Source organism: Maridesulfovibrio salinus, from assembly GCF_055394525.1.
The window spans coordinates 1,849,083-1,865,559 of sequence record NZ_AP042461.1; the positions used below are offsets into that span (position 1 = coordinate 1,849,083).

Annotated in this window: 13 protein-coding genes; 3 read left to right on the forward strand and 10 right to left on the reverse strand. The window is 47.6% G+C overall.

The genetic code is table 11. The features are described 5' to 3' along the window. Window positions 1-25: 25 nt before the first annotated feature. Window positions 26-1,627 carry a hydroxylamine reductase gene (hcp, locus tag ACZ5PW_RS08285; protein ID WP_464560381.1) on the forward strand — a complete coding sequence of 534 codons (1,602 nt, stop codon included), beginning with the start codon at window positions 26-28 and terminating at the stop codon, window positions 1,625-1,627. Between the two features lie 386 nt (window positions 1,628-2,013). After that, on the forward strand, window positions 2,014-2,829 hold the full coding sequence (locus ACZ5PW_RS08290; protein ID WP_464559772.1) for an ATP-binding protein: 816 nt from the start codon (window positions 2,014-2,016) through the stop codon (window positions 2,827-2,829). A gap of 293 nt (window positions 2,830-3,122) precedes the next feature. Here ACZ5PW_RS08290 and ACZ5PW_RS08295 read toward each other — a convergent pair whose 3' ends face one another. The 8 genes from ACZ5PW_RS08295 to ACZ5PW_RS08330 all read right to left on the reverse strand — a co-directional run bounded on the left by ACZ5PW_RS08295 (window position 3,123) and on the right by ACZ5PW_RS08330 (window position 12,893). Further along, the gene (locus ACZ5PW_RS08295) at window positions 3,123-3,857 is read right to left on the reverse strand and encodes an ABC transporter ATP-binding protein (protein WP_464559774.1); all 735 of its coding nucleotides are present in this window, start codon (window positions 3,855-3,857) and stop codon (window positions 3,123-3,125) included. Further along, on the reverse strand, window positions 3,857-4,624 hold the full coding sequence (locus tag ACZ5PW_RS08300; protein WP_464559776.1) for an ABC transporter ATP-binding protein: 768 nt from the start codon (window positions 4,622-4,624) through the stop codon (window positions 3,857-3,859). The genes ACZ5PW_RS08295 and ACZ5PW_RS08300 overlap by 1 nt, the downstream gene beginning before the upstream one ends. Window positions 4,625-4,650: 26 nt before the next feature. After that, complete coding sequence (locus ACZ5PW_RS08305; protein WP_464559778.1) at window positions 4,651-5,727, reverse strand: branched-chain amino acid ABC transporter permease; 1,077 nt, start codon at window positions 5,725-5,727, stop codon at window positions 4,651-4,653. 15 nt (window positions 5,728-5,742) lie between these two features. Continuing rightward, a complete protein-coding gene (locus tag ACZ5PW_RS08310) occupies window positions 5,743-6,651 on the reverse strand; it encodes a branched-chain amino acid ABC transporter permease (protein WP_464559780.1) in 909 nt (302 codons plus the stop codon). 150 nt (window positions 6,652-6,801) lie between these two features. After that, window positions 6,802-7,983, reverse strand: a complete 1,182-nt coding sequence (locus ACZ5PW_RS08315) for an ABC transporter substrate-binding protein (protein WP_464559782.1) — start codon at window positions 7,981-7,983, stop codon at window positions 6,802-6,804. Between the two features lie 709 nt (window positions 7,984-8,692). Beyond that, window positions 8,693-10,759: a HAMP domain-containing methyl-accepting chemotaxis protein gene (locus tag ACZ5PW_RS08320; RefSeq protein WP_464559784.1), complete on the reverse strand. Its 2,067-nt coding sequence runs from the start codon at window positions 10,757-10,759 to the stop codon at window positions 8,693-8,695. A 139-nt stretch (window positions 10,760-10,898) separates the two neighbouring features. After that, window positions 10,899-11,213 (reverse strand): lipoprotein, encoded by a 315-nt coding sequence (locus tag ACZ5PW_RS08325; RefSeq protein WP_464559786.1) that lies wholly within the window; start codon window positions 11,211-11,213, stop codon window positions 10,899-10,901. Between the two features lie 18 nt (window positions 11,214-11,231). Beyond that, the gene (locus ACZ5PW_RS08330) at window positions 11,232-12,893 is read right to left on the reverse strand and encodes a pyridoxal phosphate-dependent aminotransferase (RefSeq protein ID WP_464559788.1); all 1,662 of its coding nucleotides are present in this window, start codon (window positions 12,891-12,893) and stop codon (window positions 11,232-11,234) included. A 346-nt stretch (window positions 12,894-13,239) separates the two neighbouring features. On the opposite strand from ACZ5PW_RS08330, the gene ACZ5PW_RS08335 reads away from it, so the two are divergent. Next, entirely contained in the window at window positions 13,240-13,716 is a 477-nt protein-coding gene (locus tag ACZ5PW_RS08335; protein WP_464559790.1) for a ferritin-like domain-containing protein, read from the forward strand. 97 nt (window positions 13,717-13,813) lie between these two features. On the opposite strand, the gene ACZ5PW_RS08340 is transcribed toward ACZ5PW_RS08335, so the two are convergent. Together ACZ5PW_RS08340 and ACZ5PW_RS08345 are read right to left on the reverse strand one after the other, a co-directional pair. Further along, window positions 13,814-15,403, reverse strand: coding sequence for a flagellar hook protein FlgE (locus tag ACZ5PW_RS08340; protein WP_464559792.1), 1,590 nt, complete (start codon window positions 15,401-15,403; stop codon window positions 13,814-13,816). A gap of 241 nt (window positions 15,404-15,644) precedes the next feature. After that, entirely contained in the window at window positions 15,645-16,391 is a 747-nt protein-coding gene (locus tag ACZ5PW_RS08345; protein WP_464559794.1) for a tetratricopeptide repeat protein, read from the reverse strand. Window positions 16,392-16,477 lie beyond the last annotated feature (86 nt).

The following is a 16,477-nucleotide window of genomic DNA, read 5'->3' on the forward strand; positions in this document are numbered from 1 at the left end:
CGTATCACCCGCAAAGGAGTTAAACATGTTTTGCAACCAGTGTGAACAGACAGCAAAAGGCCAGGGCTGCACCGTAAAGGGTGTTTGTGGTAAGACTAATGAAGTGTCCGCAATTCAGGATCTTCTGGTACAGGTCCTTATTGAACTCGGTACTGTCGCTACCGCGGCGCGCAAGGAAGGAATCGAAGTTTCCAACGCAGTCAACCGTCTGACCGCTGAAGCGGTTTTCTCCACCCTCACCAACGTCAACTTTGATGATGAAAGATTTGTTCCCGTTATCAAAAATGTAGCCGCGGCCCGTGACGAGCTCGCCGCCAAGGTGAAAGCTGACTGTGGCGAATTCACCAGTATTGCAGGAACCGCTGCAGAACTCAGCAGGCAGGGCGAGAAATTTCCTGTTACCTCTTTTGATGAAAATGAAGATCTGCGCTCACTCAAGCAGATTCTTGTCTACGGTCTTAAAGGTGTCGCCGCCTATACTGACCACGCCGCGATTCTGGGCCAGGAAGATGATGAACTTTACGCCCAGATCCATGAAGCACTTGCCGTTGTTCCTCAGCAGCTGGGTCTGGAAGAGCTTGTTGCACAGGCCATGAAGTGCGGTGAAATGAACCTCAAGGCAATGGAACTTCTTGATGCCGCCAATACCGGAGCCTACGGCCATCCAGTTCCCACTGAAGTTCCTCTTGGAGCCAAAGCCGGTAAGGCCATTCTGGTTTCCGGTCATGATCTCAAAGATCTGCGCCAGCTTCTGGAGCAGACCGAAGGAACCGGAATCAATATTTACACCCATGGGGAAATGCTACCCTGCCACGGTTATCCCGAGCTGAAGAAGTTTGACCATTTTTATGGGCATTACGGAACCGCATGGCAGAATCAGGCTAAGGAATTTGCCGAGTTCCCCGGTGCTATTCTCATGACCACCAACTGCATTCAGAAGCCTGTGGAAAGCTACAAGGGTAATATTTACACCACTGGTCTGGTCGGCTGGCCCGGAGTAACCCATGTTACCAATGGCGACTTTGCAGAAGTTATTGAAAAGGCGAAAGAACTGCCCGGTTTCGAAGCGGATACCGACAAAGGTTCCGTCCTCTGCGGTTTCGCCCGTAACAGCGTTCTCGGTGTTGCGGACAAGGTTATCGAAGGGGTCAAGGCCGGCGCTATCAAGCATTTCTTTCTGGTCGGCGGATGTGACGGTGCCAAGCCCGGACGTAACTACTATACCGAGTTCGTTGAGCAGGCTCCCGAAGATACCGTTATCCTGACTCTCGCCTGCGGCAAGTTCCGTTTCTTCGACAAGAAGCTCGGTGACATCGGCGGTATTCCCCGTCTGCTCGATATCGGACAGTGCAACGATGCCTATTCAGCAATCCAGATTGCAGTAGCACTTGCTGACGCTTTCGAATGCGGAGTGAACGACCTGCCCCTGTCTCTGATTCTGTCATGGTACGAGCAGAAAGCGGTTTCCATCCTGCTGACCCTGCTGCATCTCGGAATCAAGGATATCCGCCTCGGGCCTTCCCTGCCCGCATTCGTAACCCCCAATGTGCTGAATTTCCTTGTTGAGAATTTCAACATTATGCCCATCAGCACTCCTGAAGAAGATCTCAAGGCTATACTTGGATAGTTTATAGCCTCCGGCGGCCGGGGAGGGAAAAATTATGAAAAAGTTTTCCCTCCCCGGACCCCACTATTTCAAAACTTTTTAACAGGCTTTGTTCTCTGGTCCGGAAGATCACATTTATCGAGCAATATTCAGCATGCCCGGCAGAGACTCGTTATGAGTTCAGTACAAATTTCTTTTTGGGTTTACAGGCTTTAAATTCAATGCATACCAGTCGATTATTCATGCCCGATTCTTTGAGATAAAAGCCATTAAACAAGTATTTTAGATGAGATTTTTAGCCCTCCGGCAGGACCGCTGGAGGAATTAATATAAAGCGCAAAGCGCATTAAATCCTAAACCCGAAGGGTAGGCCGGGGCATATACGTTCCGGTCAGGAGGATAGATAAATGAAAGTATTAAGAAAGATGATCAGTATAGATGAAGATTTGTGTGACGGATGCGGACAGTGTGTTCCCGGATGTGAAGAGGGGGCATTGCAGATAATAGACGGCAAGGCCAGACTTGTAGCCGAGAAATATTGTGACGGTCTGGGAGCGTGCCTTGGTGAATGTCCTACCGGGGCATTGAAGGTCATCGAAGTTGAAGCTGACGATTTCGATCCCGAAGCTGTAAAGGAACTGCTGACTGAACAGGGCCGCGAAGTTCCCGACCATATGCCTTCGCCTGAGAGTCTGCGTCTCGGCGGTTCCAACGCGAAACCTGTCTCCGGTGGTTGTGCCGGCTCAAGAATTGAAGCTTTCGCCCCTGCCGCATCACCCTGTCAGCAGGCAAATGTACCCACCGGTACGGATGCTGAAGCCGGGCCTTCGCATTTGACCCACTGGCCCATCCAGATTCGTCTGGTCCCCGCTGACGCGCCGTTTCTCAAAGGGGCGGACCTTCTGCTTACCGCGGACTGTGTGGCTGTATCACTGCCCGGTTATCACCAGAATTACCTGCCCGGTAAAAAGGTGCTCATGGGCTGCCCCAAGTTTGATGATGTTCAGCTGTATGTGCAGCGCCTGACTGAAATTTTTACTGTTAGCGGCATCAAGTCCATTACCGTTCTTGAAATGGAAGTGCCTTGCTGCTCCAATTTCAGCAGGATTGTTGCCACCGCTCTCAAAAATGCAAACGCCGACATTCCGGCAGAAAAAATAGTTATCAAGCGCACCGGAGAGGTCAAGGCCAAAACTGCTCTTGATCAGCCTGTGCCGCTTTAAAATCTTTAAAAAGAAGGGTTCATCTACCTCCTTTGGACTATACAAGCAGAAGCGGAGAGGCTCTTGCCTAGCGTCTCTCCGTTTCACCGTCTGTTTAACTTTAAGTTGGTATGAAGACAATTTTTACAATTATTGAAAACAAAAACAGACCGTATTATCTATCACGATAATGCGGTCTGTTTTTGTTTCTTATTTGCGTAACGAAGGGGAAGGGACCGTCTGAAAGACGCCTTATTTTACAGGTAAATCTTATCAGAGTTTTCGTTGAATTTCCTGAAGGATCAGCAAAGCCATCAACCTCCGAGATACGCTTTCTTAACCTCCGGATCTTCCTGAAGCTGTGCTGATGTTCCCTGAGCAGCTATTTCACCGGTATCCAGAACATACCCTCTGTGGGCGAATTTCAGAGCCAGGTTGGCGTTCTGTTCAATTAACAGAATGGTCAGACCCTGCTGATTCAGTTCCTTGAGTGTGCGAAACATATCATACATCAGCAGCGGAGCCAGTCCCATTGACGGTTCATCCAACATAATGAAATTGCATTTGGACATCAGGGCGCGCCCTACGGCAAGCATCTGCTGCTCTCCGCCGGACAGTGATTCACTGCGCTGTTTGCGGCGCTCGGCAAGACGCGGGAAGAGGGCGAACACGCGATCGTAATCACCATGAATGTCCTTAATGGAATCTTTGCGGGCATAAGTGGCCAGTTTCAGGTTCTCTTCGACAGTCAGGTTGCCGAAAATATGCCTTCCCTCAGGAACCAGTGCCAGATGCAAATCGGAAATAACTTTGTGCGGTGGCATATCCAGTATGGACCTGCCCTGCCATGTGATGTCACCGGATACAACCTTGGGGGCTTCCGGTGGGGGAAGACGGCTGATTGACAGCAGCGTGGTTGTTTTGCCCGCGCCGTTGGCTCCGATAAGGGTGACGATTTCACCTTCATTGACATTGAACGATATACCGTGAAGAGCCTCGATATTACCGTATTTGACTCGGAGATCTTTAACTTCAAGCAGTGTATTCATCAAAGCGATTCATCTCCCAGGTAGGCTTTGATAACAGTCTCGCTGGACTGGATATCATCGGGTGTTCCTTCGGCGATAGTTGCGCCGAAATCAATGCATTTTATCCATTTGCACAAGGTCATGACCACCTTCATCTGATGTTCGATCATCAGAATCGTGATATCGAATTCATCATGAATCCATTTGATCAGTTTGATAAGTCCTTCGACATCTGAAGAGTTCAGTCCTGCGGCAGGCTCGTCAAGCAGCAGCAGTTTCGGCTGGATTGACATTGCCCGGGCTATCTCGACTCTTCTCTGAAGACCGTATGGCAGGTTGGTGGGCAGTTCGTTTGCGTATCTTTCAAGGTCCATGAAATCGAGCAGTTCATGAGAAATGCGGTTGATTTCCTTTTCCCTCAACATATAATTCCTGGTTCTCAGAACAGCGTCAAAGAAGCCGTAGCCCATGCGGTAATGCTGGGCGATACGGATGTTGTCCAGAACTGTCATGTCGTGCCAGAGGCGTATGTTCTGAAAAGTCCGGGCTACTCCCAAACCAGTGACCTGATGGGGTTTGAGTCCCTTTGTCGGTGTATCGGCAAGGGTTATGGTTCCCTCTGTCGGTTGATAAAAACCTGAGATAAGGTTGAATATGGTTGTTTTACCAGCTCCGTTAGGCCCGATGAGTCCGGTAAGCGATCCTTCCTTAAGTTCGATATTGAAATCCGAAACAGCCTGCAGCCCTCCGAATCTCTGGGTGAGTCCGTCTATTTTCAAAAGTGTCATTTTATCTCCTTGCTCACGGCTCTCGGCTATTTGAATTTATAAAATTTCTTAAGCCGCGGGAACAAGTCGGGCAGTTCCTTGTTACCCATGATTCCTTCCGGCCTGAACTGCATAAGCAGAATCAGAGTCAGGGGAATGAGAACCCATTTCCAGACCTGACTCAGATGGTAGCCGTCCGGGAGCAGGTTAAGGAAATGCAGACCTGTATCGATTGCCGGGATAATGAAGCGCAGCATTTCCAGCATCAGAGTAAAGAAGATGGCAGAAATGACCGAGCCGCCAAGGGAACCCATGCCTCCAAGGTAAACCATGACCATGCACTCTGTGGATTTCATGATATTGAAGGACTGTGGATTCACGTAGCCCAGAACATGGGCGAAGAGGGCCCCGCCCACACCGGCCAGACCGGAAGACAGCATAAAGGCGGCCATTTTCATCTTGTTTGTGTTTACGCTCATTATTTCAGCGGCAACTTCGTCCTGACATATAGCCATGATTCCCTTGCCGTAAGTGGAAGAAACGAAGCGCCGGATCATCCAGACACTGGCGAAAGTTCCAAGGATAACCCAGATCATCATCCAGGGGATGTCGACGAGGTCCTCCATGGCGTTGACTACCCGCTTCATGCCCATGAATCCGCGCGGGCCGCCGATTATATCCATATTCTCAATGGCCGAGATGACCATGTAGTTGGCGGCGATAGTGATGATGGCCAGATAGTCTCCCCTTGTTTTGAAAGAGGGGATGGCCACAATCAACCCGGCTACGGCTGAGACAAGTCCGGAAATGATCACGATAATGGGGAATCCCAGCGGAGCGAGTTCCGGGGGCAGGATCGGCGCGCCGAATATTTTGTCCTGTGCGAAAAACATAACGCTCAGTACGGATGAAACATAGGCGCCGATACAGATGAATCCCGCATGGCCGCAGGAGAATTCTCCCATATAACCGTTAACCACGTTCAGGCTGGATGAAAGGATGATGTTAATGCCGATGAACATGACCACCGACTGGATATAAAGGTCTATTGCGCTGAACTGGGACAGCAGCACTACAATTGCCGCCATAGTCCAGATACCGATATTGAAGGTGTATTTCTGCATTGTCAGTATCCCGCCTTAGATCTTGGTGGTCTTGGCTACGCCGAATATTCCGGTCGGTTTCATCCAGAGGATGACCAGCAGGATTGAAAAGGCGAAAAGGTCACGGAAGGTTGAGGGAAACATGGCTACAACTCCCACTTCAATGAAGCCGAGCAGGAATCCGCCGATAAAGGCCCCTCTGATATCACCGATTCCTCCAACCACAGCGGCGATAAAGGCTTTCCAGCCGATAAGCGCTCCCATATAAGGTTCAAGGATGGGGTAGGACATGGCAAAAAGAAGACCAGCCAGACCAGCCATTCCTGAACCCAGCACAAAGGTGAAAACTATCACGTTATCGATGGGAATTCCCATGAGCGGAATGGCGAATTTATCATAGGATATTCCGCGCATGGCCATACCTATCTTGGTCTTGGTCACAATGAACTGCAAGAGTATGAAAACCGCGATGGCCGCAAGAATAACAATGATTTTGAGGTTGGTAACGGATACATTGCCAAAAGTGTAAATAACCTTGTCGAGAAGTTCCGGAAATTTTTTACGGCTTGCACCAAGAAGGGCAAGGTTGCCGTTTTCCAGAATCAGACCGCACATAAGAGCTGTGATTACAACATAAAGACGGTGTGCACCTTTTCTTCGCAACGGCCTGTAGGCAATTCTTTCAAGAGTTACACCGACCCCGGCGGTAAGTATCATGGTCAATGGCACGGTAAGTGCCAGCACCATCCAGGAAGAAAATTCAAACAGTCCGAGAAATAAAGTTGCTACGAAAAAAGCGATATATGCGCCGACCATGAAGATATCGCCATGAGCGAAATTGATCAGCAGCAGGACACCGTAAACAAGGGTGTAACCCAGTGCGATAAGGGCGTAGAAGCTACCCCATTGCAGGGCATTGAGCAGGTTCTGGATTAGGATATCCACTGTCGGTCATCCTTTTCTTTATTGAAAGACCGCAGGTCTTCCGATTAAAATTATGACGTCCGGCAGTTGTTTTCCGAACGGGAGCATCTGTGTAAGCATTCAGACGGCGGAATCAGCTGTTCCGCCATCTGAATATATAATTTGAATGGATTAAGGGCAGACGGATTCGGCGAAAACGAAATTACCGTTATCGTCAATGCGAACAACAACGGCGCATTTGATGGGATCACCTTGTTCATCGAATTTCATGGAACCGGTTATACCTGCAAATTCCTTGATGGAGGCAAGGGCGTTGCGGATAGCTTTGCGCTCGTCTTTTACATTGGAGTTGTAGGAGCCGGAATCCTTGATTGCCTGCAGCACCAGACGGGTTGCGTCCCATGTGAGGGCTGCGACATCGTCAGGAGTCTCGCCGTATTTGGCTTCGTAGCGGTCAATGAATTCCTTGGTGGCTCCTTTTGCGCCGGCTGCGGCGTAGTGGGTGGAGAAGAACTGACCTTTACAGTCGTCGCCGCAGAGTTTCATCAGTTCGGCAGAACCCCAGGCATCAGAACCCATGAAGGGACCTTTCCAACCGAGATCACGGGCCTGTTTAACAATCAGAGCAACCTGGTTGTAGTTATCCGGAAGGAATATGAAATCCGGTTTCGCGTTGATGATTTTAGTAAGCTGTGCGGAGAAGTCCTGATCTTTTGTCCCATGGGATTCGAAAGCAACTACAGATCCATCACCGAATTTTTTATCAAAAACATTCTTGAAAATTTCAGCCAGACCTTTTGAATAGTCATTGGATATATCGAAAAGAACTGCTGCTTTTGTGGCTTTGAACTGCTTGGAAGCGAAGTTTACGGCTACCGGACCCTGGAAAGGATCAAGGAAGGCCGCACGGAAAACCCAAGGGCGGTTTTTGGTGGTATCGGGGTTGGTGGACCAAGGGGAAACCATTGGTGTGCGGTTGTCGTTGCAGGTTCCACCGGCGGGAACTGCCTGCTTTGATGAGTTGGGACCGATGATTGCTACGACACTGTCCTGCTCAATCAGCTTCAGGGCGGCGTTTACAGCTGATTCGGCTTTTGATTCGTTGTCTTCATAAATGAACTCAAGAGGTATTTTCTTTCCGCCTACCTCAAGTCCTCCCTGTGCATTGATGTCGGCCAGCAGCATCTCCGCGGCGTTCTTTGAAGACTCCCCGACCTTGGGTATGTCGCCGGTAAGAGGAATATTAAATCCGATTTTGATTTTTTCTTCCTGCTTGGAGCATCCAGACATAATGACAACCGCAAGGCCCAGAACCATTAGGGCCAAGAGCGACCTGAAAATAATTTTCTTCATTCCTTACCTCCTGAAGTGTTCATTAAGAAGTTCCGATTTCGTTATTGGATGATGAAAATTATCGCAAAAGATAGAATTTAAAAAGACATTTTTGAAAAAATGATAGAAATAATCTATAAGGTATTGAAAATTAAGATATAAAAAAACAATTGAGAAGCTTGTTTACTGTATGTTGTTATCTGTGTTATAATTATAAATTTTTCTTCTAATATAAAAAGTTAATTAAAATAAGGGTTTATTAAAATCTTTTACTAGGGGAGTTTTTGGTTTTTTGTGGCTAGTGCTCATTCTTGTGTGGTTTAAGTATAAAATTGTTAATTTGTTAATATCTAGGTGTTCTATGAGATATAATGTAATTTGAGGGGGGTAATTTTCGCAAAGAGTAAATTTTATCATGTTTAAATAAAATTGCTAGAGATCTGTGGTAGCTATAAGAAGGGAAGATATGGTGTGTTTCTTTTTTATGCTATTTAACTATCTGTTTTTTATTGTTTAAAATATTTATTTAAATGTAATGTTCTTTAATACTGAGGCGTTTTCGGTCCTTCGCAAAAAGTAATCCCCCTGACGATCTCTTTCGTCAGGGGGATTACTTTTTTGGGGTAAACCCGGCAGCCGTGAAATCCATGAAATGGGGTCGGCACTACAATAAGAAGGTTAAAGCCTATGTCTTAACAATAAGTTTATAATCATTGTGCGTTAAATGCGCTTAAATCTTGAAACGCTCCATCATATTCTGCAGCGACCTTGCCTGCTGATCAAGGTCTTTAACTGCTTCTTCCAACTGACGGGAGCTTTCAAGGTTCTGTTCTCCAGCCTGTTTGATTGAAGACAGTGCCACTGCAACCTGATCCATTCCGGCCAACTGTTCCTGACTGGACGCAGCAATCTGGGCGGATGACTGGGCTGACTGGTTTATCACGGAACTCAGGTTCAGGATTGATTCACCGGTCTGGGATGATAGTCTGGCTCCGGACTCAACAGCCTTGCCGCCTTCCTCGGTAATCATTACCGCTGAACTTGTTGCTTTCTGTATATCCGCGAGGATGGATTGGATCTGGGATACCGAATGTTTGGACTGGTCGGAGAGGTTTCTTATTTCTCTTGCCACCACGGTGAACCCTCGTCCTTCCTCCCCGGCCTTTGAAGCTTCTATTGACGCGTTTACAGCCAGAATATTGGATTGGTCGGCAATGTCGTTGACTACATATATAATATCCCCGATGTGCTGGGACTGCTCTGAAAGCTTAACAATGGACTGGGCGATGGTATCCATCTGGGTGCGGATATTTTTCATGCCCGAGGCAGCGTCCTCGGCTGCTTTCTTGCCCTGCTGCGAGGTGGTAACGGCCTTGCGCGCGACATCGGCCACCTGTCTTGATTTCTCGTTGGAGAGGTGAGCTGTCTGTTTTACTTCTTCAACGGTGGCGTTTGTCTCGGCAACCGCACTGGCTGTTTCCGCGGCACTGGCTGTCAACTCGGCAGAAGCCGCTGAAATCTGGCTGAGAGAAGTGGAGAGGGTGCGGACAGCTTCATGTATTTTGCGGTTGTCGCTTTTGAGGTTCTCCACCATTATCGCAAGTGCCTTACCTATCGTATCTTTGTCCGATCTGGGCGTAACTGAAACTGTCAGGTCGGAATCTGCCACCCGTTCCATTGCTCCGGCCATTTCGTTGAGCGATTCTGTCATCCGGTTGAAGGCCCTGGCGAGAGCTCCCAGTTCATCCTTACGGTCGGAACTGGAGATAGTAGAACTCATGTCGCCCTCGGCAATCCTGTGGGCGGCATCCACTACTTTCTGCAGCGGAACCGTAATGTCGCGGCCGATGAAAAAAACAGCGCATAGTCCAAGGGTAACCACGAAAAATCCTATAACATATGTGTTGGTGATTGCCCGGTCATTGCGTGCCTGTAAAGTGGGGCCGAGTTTGTCCTGATCGGAGATTACTGATTGCTTTGCCTGTTCAATCAGTGTTGCCATTTTGGGGCCGATCACATCAAGTTCGGAATTTATGAGTCGGTCCCGTTTTTCCGTTACAGAAACTAGTTCGTGCATCCCTTTGACGTACAGGTCGCGGTTTTGCTTGATGGATTCAAGGAGTCTATAGTTGTTTCCTTTAAGAAGGCCTGAAAGACTGTCTGTCACGACCTTAAGTTCCTGCATCTCATTTAGTGAGCGCTCTGCATGGGACTCGAGGCTGATTTCAATATATTTAGCAGCGTATAATCTTCCGAGGATAAGGTTGCGAACTCCTTTGGCGCACCAGTAGAGAGCTTCTGAGTTGGTTCCTTTTTTGCCGATTCCGTCAATTATCTGCTCAAAGGTCTGCTCCATAATATTTCCGGCTGGAATCATGGTTTCATCAGCTATTTTGTCTCTTTGAGCTTGAGCCTTTGCAACATCTTCAAAGCGTTCATCATATTCGGAGAGAAGAGCTCTGGCTTCATTCAGCAGTGCTTTTCGTTCCCCGGAATTTATAGTGTTCTTCGCTGAATCGAAAAGTGGAATAACTGAGCTTTGGCTCTGCGTATACTTCTCCAGGTATTTGCTGTCCCCGGTGATGATGTAGTCTTTTACATCGGTTCGTCCTTCCAGAAGTTTGGCCTGAATTTCCCCGAGAAGGTTGGAGTCCTGAGCATATTCACGGTAGCCGGTAAATCCTGTTGAAGACTCTTTAAGCGCCACCAGTGACTCCATGCCGACGAAGCCGAAAAGAATGAACACTACCAGAAAACTACAGAAAATCTTTTGCCCTACGGTCAGCCGTTTAAGCATGGCAGCAAATCCTTTGGTTGTTTATTTTAACGGAAGAACGGCAGTACCTGCGAAACTGGCTGGTACTGCCGGAATAATCAATCTGCTTTTACGCCAGAGTTTACAATCTGGCAAGACGGACCGTCTGAGCTGCAGCGTCTTATTTATAGTTGTCGTTGCAGAATTCGTTGCACTTGCCTTCTACGGTCTGGTAAAGATCCAGACAGGACTGAAGTCCCTGATGCATTGCAGATTCCTGTCTCACTTTTTCACAGGACTGGCGGCATTCCTTGGCTGAACTGTAGTCCCTGAGGGTGACCTCCGAATACCGGGCACATATTGAGTCCTGAGCTTCGCAGTCCATATTAGTGGTGACGGACCTGCAGTAGGCACGGACATCCTGCATTGTGGTTGCGTGTCCGGAGCACCCGGCCAGCAGTGCACTAATTGATAGAGTCAGAAGTATCCTTTTCATTGTTCCCCCTGATATGGATTAGAGAATGTTCTTCATGGCAGCAAGAAACATCCGGTTGGTGGAGTTGTTGCCTATTGAAACTTTCAGCATATCCGGCAGTCCATACCGGTCAAGGAGACTTACCTTGAATCCGTATTCGTGAAGTGATTCATAAAGTTCCTTTGCCGGGACAGGGCCGCTGAACATTATAAAATTGCCCTGACTGTGGTAAACTGTGCATCCCAGTTCTTCCAGCCCCTTCTGCACCCGTTCTCTTCCTCTTATGATGAGATCTATTGTGGAGTAATAAAACTCATTATGGTTGAGGGCAGCCTGTCCTGCGGCAAGGTTCAGGGGGCTTAAAGGAATCGGAAGTCTTGATTCCTCGAAAATATTAGCTCTGTCTCTGTTCATCAGGGCGTAGCCGAGGCCAACGCCGCGCAGTCCGAATGACCAGGAAAAACTGCGCAGAATTACAAGATTGGGAGCCTTTTCAAGAAAGCTGACCATAGAATAGTCATCTTCAGGCCATGCGAATTCCACATATTTTTCATCAACGATGAGCAGCGTCTTTTCGGGAAGAAGGTTGACCATGGTAGCCAGCTCTTCTGCCGGAACACCGTAACCGGAAGGAATATCGGGGTTGGTTATAATAACCGCCGCGGTATTTTCATTGGCTGTAGTAACTAGCTGATCAAGTGGTGGAGAATAGTTTCTTCCCCTCGGCAGCCGGAGGAGTTCCACACCATTAAGGGCGGCTATACGGCTGTACTCAGTAAGTCCGTGTTCGTATGAGAGGACATGGTCGATACCCGGACTGACACTCAGACGCAGGGTTAGATCCAGAAGCTCTACGGAAGAGTTGGCTATGACGATGGATTCTTCACTTACATCGTGGCGTTTGGCGAGGCTGAACTTCAGTCCGTCCGCAGTGTCGATATCAAAGGCACTGCAGTTATTGGCCATGTTCTTTATGGTATTGGAAACGGCTTTGGAAACACCAAGTGGGTTGGCGTTGCTAGCAAGATCAATCTCTTTTTTGATTCTGTATTTTTTGCGGAACTTTCGTGCCGAAACACTGTGGGAATCCGTTGTGTTTTCCGTTTCAGAAGTACTGCGCTCTGGAGCTGGTTCCGGTATAGCGGCAGGCTCAGGGATAATGGCGGGCTTCGGGGGAACCACAGGGTCCGGAGATGCCACAGTTTCAGGTTGCGGTTTGTTTTCCGGCATTTCTTTTACCGGCTCCGGTTTCACTTTCTGAGTCTCAAGTGGTTTTTCCGGTGAAGTCTCCTGTCCTTCGTCAAGAACAATGCCATGCTTGCTTATTTCTTCCAGAGGCAGGGTTACAATACGTATGTCATAATCATTGCTAAGGGTGGCGTTGCTGACCATCTCGTTGAGTTTATCAAATGAATCGATAACTATATTGAGCAGATCAGAGCTGAGCTCAATTTTATTTTTGTATACTTGGTCAAGAACCTGTCCGATAGCATCTGCTACCTGACTGATTTTGCGCAGTTCCTGCAATGCCGCGCTTTCCTTGAGAGAGACGAGTATTCCGTAAACCTGTGCAACTACAGCGGGTGAGGGACTTTTGCTTTTTTCAAGTTGCATAAGTGCTGTTTCTATCTGGTCCAGTTTGTCCATGGACTGTTCTACAAAATGTTGCAGCGCCGGATCTTCATAAATTTCTTCTGACATAACTTCTCCCCATTTTTCTGCTTGAAATAGAATGACGTCTCAGGTCAATTCAATTATTTTAATCAATATTCCAGACTATTAATTATGCAGTCTAAGCCGTCCGGATTAAAAGTAATTACCTTTTGAAGTTTATAGAACGATAAATCCATTATCTTTTTATATGTTGAATCGAAAAAAAACGAAATGGTCTTTTGCAAATATATAACTGATTCCGGTTGCGCTTTTAGCTTCAGTGGTTAATATTGTGGGCAATGACCGTCTGTTTGCAGAGATTCGACTGATTTTATTGCCTGAAAATCAGACTGAACAATCCCTATTAAATAGATTAAATTCATGAGGAGTTAATATGGTAACTTTTTTCAATGCAAATGAAGTAGTTGAGCTGGCTATGCGAATTGAGCAGAAAGGTCAGGCTTTCTACCTGCTTGCAGCAGACGAGGCAAAGGACCCCGGTGCCAAGGAATTCTTTGACTTTTTTGCTGAAGAAGAATCCAAGCATGAGATGTTTTTCAGAAATATGCGAGACCGTCTGGGCAATATCGAAATTCCTTCCGGCAGCGATTATGAAGAATACACCCAGTACGTAATGGCTCTCGTGGATTCTCACGATGTGTTCAACTTTGATTACACCGCGGCTTTCAAGGATGAAGATTTCACCTTTGAGGATGCCGTTCGTGCAGCCATGCGTTTTGAAAAAGATACAATCCTTCTGTTCACCGAGCTGAAAAGAATGGTTCCCGAATCAGAGCGCGGAATCGTTGAAGACTGTATTGAAGAAGAACGCGGGCATCTGCGTATGCTTGCTGAAAAACTTAAAGGTTAGTTGATTGCAGCGACTTACCTTGAGATAAAGTGTAACAAAGCCCTTTTCATGATTCATGAAAAGGGCTTTGTTTTATTCTGCAATATTATTTCAGATTTTATTTCTTGATTCCAAGAGCCGTGTTTATCAGCGATTCCGTTGTGCTGATGGTCTTGGAGTTTGCCTGAAATCCACGCTGGGTGAGTATCATCTGGGCAAATTCTTCCGCAAGATCCACGTTCGATGTTTCCAGGCTGCTTCCTACAACCGAACCAAGGCCATCCTTTCCGGCGGTTCCCTGTATCGCGTCTCCGGAGTCCTGAGTGGCGCTGAAATAGTTGGAACCCTCACGCCTTAATCCATACTCATTTTTGAAATTGTAGAGATTTACCTGATACAGTTGCTGACTCAGTCCATTACTGAAATGTGCAGTCAGGATCCCGTCTGAATCAAAGTCTACATTATGCAGGTATCCTTCACCGAAACCGTTCTGTGACTGGCTTATGGTGGAAGATGATCCGTAATAGTCAGTGGTTGACAGCGCGTTGATCTTGCCGTCATTCATGACCGAAATGTTCGAGGCATTACTGCCTACACTGGAGGCGTTGGCACCCGGTATGGTCCAGCTGTCACTGCCGGACTGAATTCCCATGTTAAGGGAGATGGATTGAGTACTGGTTGTTCCATCAGCTCCTTTGAGAGTCGTATTCATAACCGGTAGCCCGTTGCTGTTCATAGCGGCCACTGTCCAGTTGCTGAGGGATTTGGGGTCATTGGCACCTTCCTTCAGGGTATAGGCACTCTGATTGATCAGGGTGCCGTCACCGGAAAAAGTAAGTGTACCTGTCATGAGCAGTCCGGCAGCGGATGTGGCGGCGTTGGCACTTGCGTCACTTCCCGGAGGAACTGTGACTATGTATTCCCAGTACTTCTTGTCCGAGGAATCACCGTCATTGGTTACTTTGTCAAAATAGACAACCATGTCATGGGTTTCACCGCTTTCATCATATATCTTGATAGAGGTGTTGTAAGCGTATTGCTCGGATGTCAGGGGAATCTCATTTTTTCCGTTCCAGGTCTGCATCAAGGAGAAAAAAGGAGAACCTTCCACTTCAGTATTGTCCACACTTCCGGAGTCAAGGTTGGTGCGGATGGAAACTTCATCAGTGGGCTTGGGGTCGGACTTAACAACAAGCACATCCTGACCTGCAGCATTTTTTTCCGTTTTCATGGGCAGGGCTATATTCTGGGAAGCAGTTCCGATGTTTCCATCATTGTCGATGGCGTATCCCTGCAGGATATTCTCGTGAGAATCCACGAGAACTCCGTTTTTGTCGAAATGGAAATTACCGGCTCGGGTGTAGTAGCTTCCGGTGTTATCGGATTTGGCCACACGGAAAAATCCCTGTCCCCCGATGGCGAGGTCGGTGCTGTTGTTGGTGTGCTCGAACGAGCCTTCTTTAAAATTGATTCGCGTAGAAGACACCCTTGAACCGAGGCCTATCTGCCCGACTGTGTTTGCTCCTCCCCCGGCGACTACTCCTGAGATGGAACCGACGTGGCTCTGGCTGTTCAAGGTTTCAAGAAAAGTGTCTCCGCTCTTGTAGGCCGTGGTATTCACGTTGGCAAGGTTGGCCCCGATCTGCTGCATCAGCATACCGTGCGACTTGATGCCGGCCGAGCCTATGTACATTGAGCTGAAAGCCATGAAAAAACTCCTTGAGGGGTCCGGCATTATATGTTGACTCCGCCGAAACCTGTTAAACCGTACAAGCGGGAATAAAAATCCGCTCACACGTATTTAAGCAAAGGGCGTGCCTAAAGTTATGATTAGCTTATCTTAAGGATTTGTATGGATAAATTAAGATGATAAAGGGAAAAAAAGTTCCCCATAAATGGATAATACTGGAATAGGGGGGATAAAAATTCAGTGCAGGAAGAGGGAAGGGTTAAACAGATATTTTTTTTGATATATGTTTTTTAAGCTTTATGGCCGGCTGTGATCCGGGATTGAGATTCAGGCATTTATCAATATATATGAGGCATTCCTTGCGTTTTCCCAGCTCAAACAGGCAGCGGGCGATGTTGAAAAAGAGATTCTCATCGTCGTCAGTCAGCCCGATTGCTCTTTTATAGAACTCTATAGCCTCTTCAAACATATGATTTTTGCGAAGGGATATTCCGAAGTCGTTGAACAGATGCTTATGCTGCTTTTCAAATGCGGCATCAAGCTTAACCAGACGGTTGAATATATCAACCGCCTTTTCATCTTCATTTCTGGAAAGATAGCATAAGCCTATTCCGAAGTTCGCGCGGATGTTTTCCTCGTCAAGATTCAGGGCTTTTCCGTATTCCACTTCTGCGGTGAAGGTGTTTCCCAGCTGACGTTGACGGTCTGCCTTTGCCAGAGTTTTGCTCAACTCTTTCATGGCCGGGAAAACCTCTGACGTATATAGCTCCAGCTCTGGAGTAAACGACTCAAGCAGCTCTTCCTTGCTGATTGTCAGTGCTTCCCCTGAAGGCACGTTATTTTCGTTCAGTGCCTGCAGGGAGATATCCCCATTCTCTTCTTCCTCGGCATAGTAAAGAAAGGATTGAACAACCTTTCTCTTGGTTGTACCTGTCCCTATTTCCTGAACTATCCTTGTTGAGAAAGCGCCCCTGATTCTGGGCTGCATGGAAGAATCGGTAGCCATGACTGGTCCCTGTTTCCTTGTTGATCATACGTGGCAGAAAGTGCTTTTATGCGTTCAGGTGCTTGTCTAGCACATTTTGTCCCGAC

Bases quoted from the DNA above. Each gene is read 5' to 3' on its own strand.
- hcp (WP_464560381.1), top strand. From the start codon at position 26: ATGTTTTGCAACCAGTGTGAACAGACAGCAAAAGGCCAGGGCTGCACC.
- ACZ5PW_RS08290 (WP_464559772.1), top strand. From the start codon at position 2,014: ATGAAAGTATTAAGAAAGATGATCAGTATAGATGAAGATTTGTGTGAC.
- ACZ5PW_RS08295 (WP_464559774.1), bottom strand. From the start codon at position 3,857: ATGAATACACTGCTTGAAGTTAAAGATCTCCGAGTCAAATACGGTAAT.
- ACZ5PW_RS08300 (WP_464559776.1), bottom strand. From the start codon at position 4,624: ATGACACTTTTGAAAATAGACGGACTCACCCAGAGATTCGGAGGGCTG.
- ACZ5PW_RS08305 (WP_464559778.1), bottom strand. From the start codon at position 5,727: ATGCAGAAATACACCTTCAATATCGGTATCTGGACTATGGCGGCAATT.
- ACZ5PW_RS08315 (WP_464559782.1), bottom strand. From the start codon at position 7,983: ATGAAGAAAATTATTTTCAGGTCGCTCTTGGCCCTAATGGTTCTGGGC.
- ACZ5PW_RS08320 (WP_464559784.1), bottom strand. From the start codon at position 10,759: ATGCTTAAACGGCTGACCGTAGGGCAAAAGATTTTCTGTAGTTTTCTG.
- ACZ5PW_RS08325 (WP_464559786.1), bottom strand. From the start codon at position 11,213: ATGAAAAGGATACTTCTGACTCTATCAATTAGTGCACTGCTGGCCGGG.
- ACZ5PW_RS08330 (WP_464559788.1), bottom strand. From the start codon at position 12,893: ATGTCAGAAGAAATTTATGAAGATCCGGCGCTGCAACATTTTGTAGAA.
- ACZ5PW_RS08335 (WP_464559790.1), top strand. From the start codon at position 13,240: ATGGTAACTTTTTTCAATGCAAATGAAGTAGTTGAGCTGGCTATGCGA.
- ACZ5PW_RS08340 (WP_464559792.1), bottom strand. From the start codon at position 15,403: ATGGCTTTCAGCTCAATGTACATAGGCTCGGCCGGCATCAAGTCGCAC.
- ACZ5PW_RS08345 (WP_464559794.1), bottom strand. From the start codon at position 16,391: ATGGCTACCGATTCTTCCATGCAGCCCAGAATCAGGGGCGCTTTCTCA.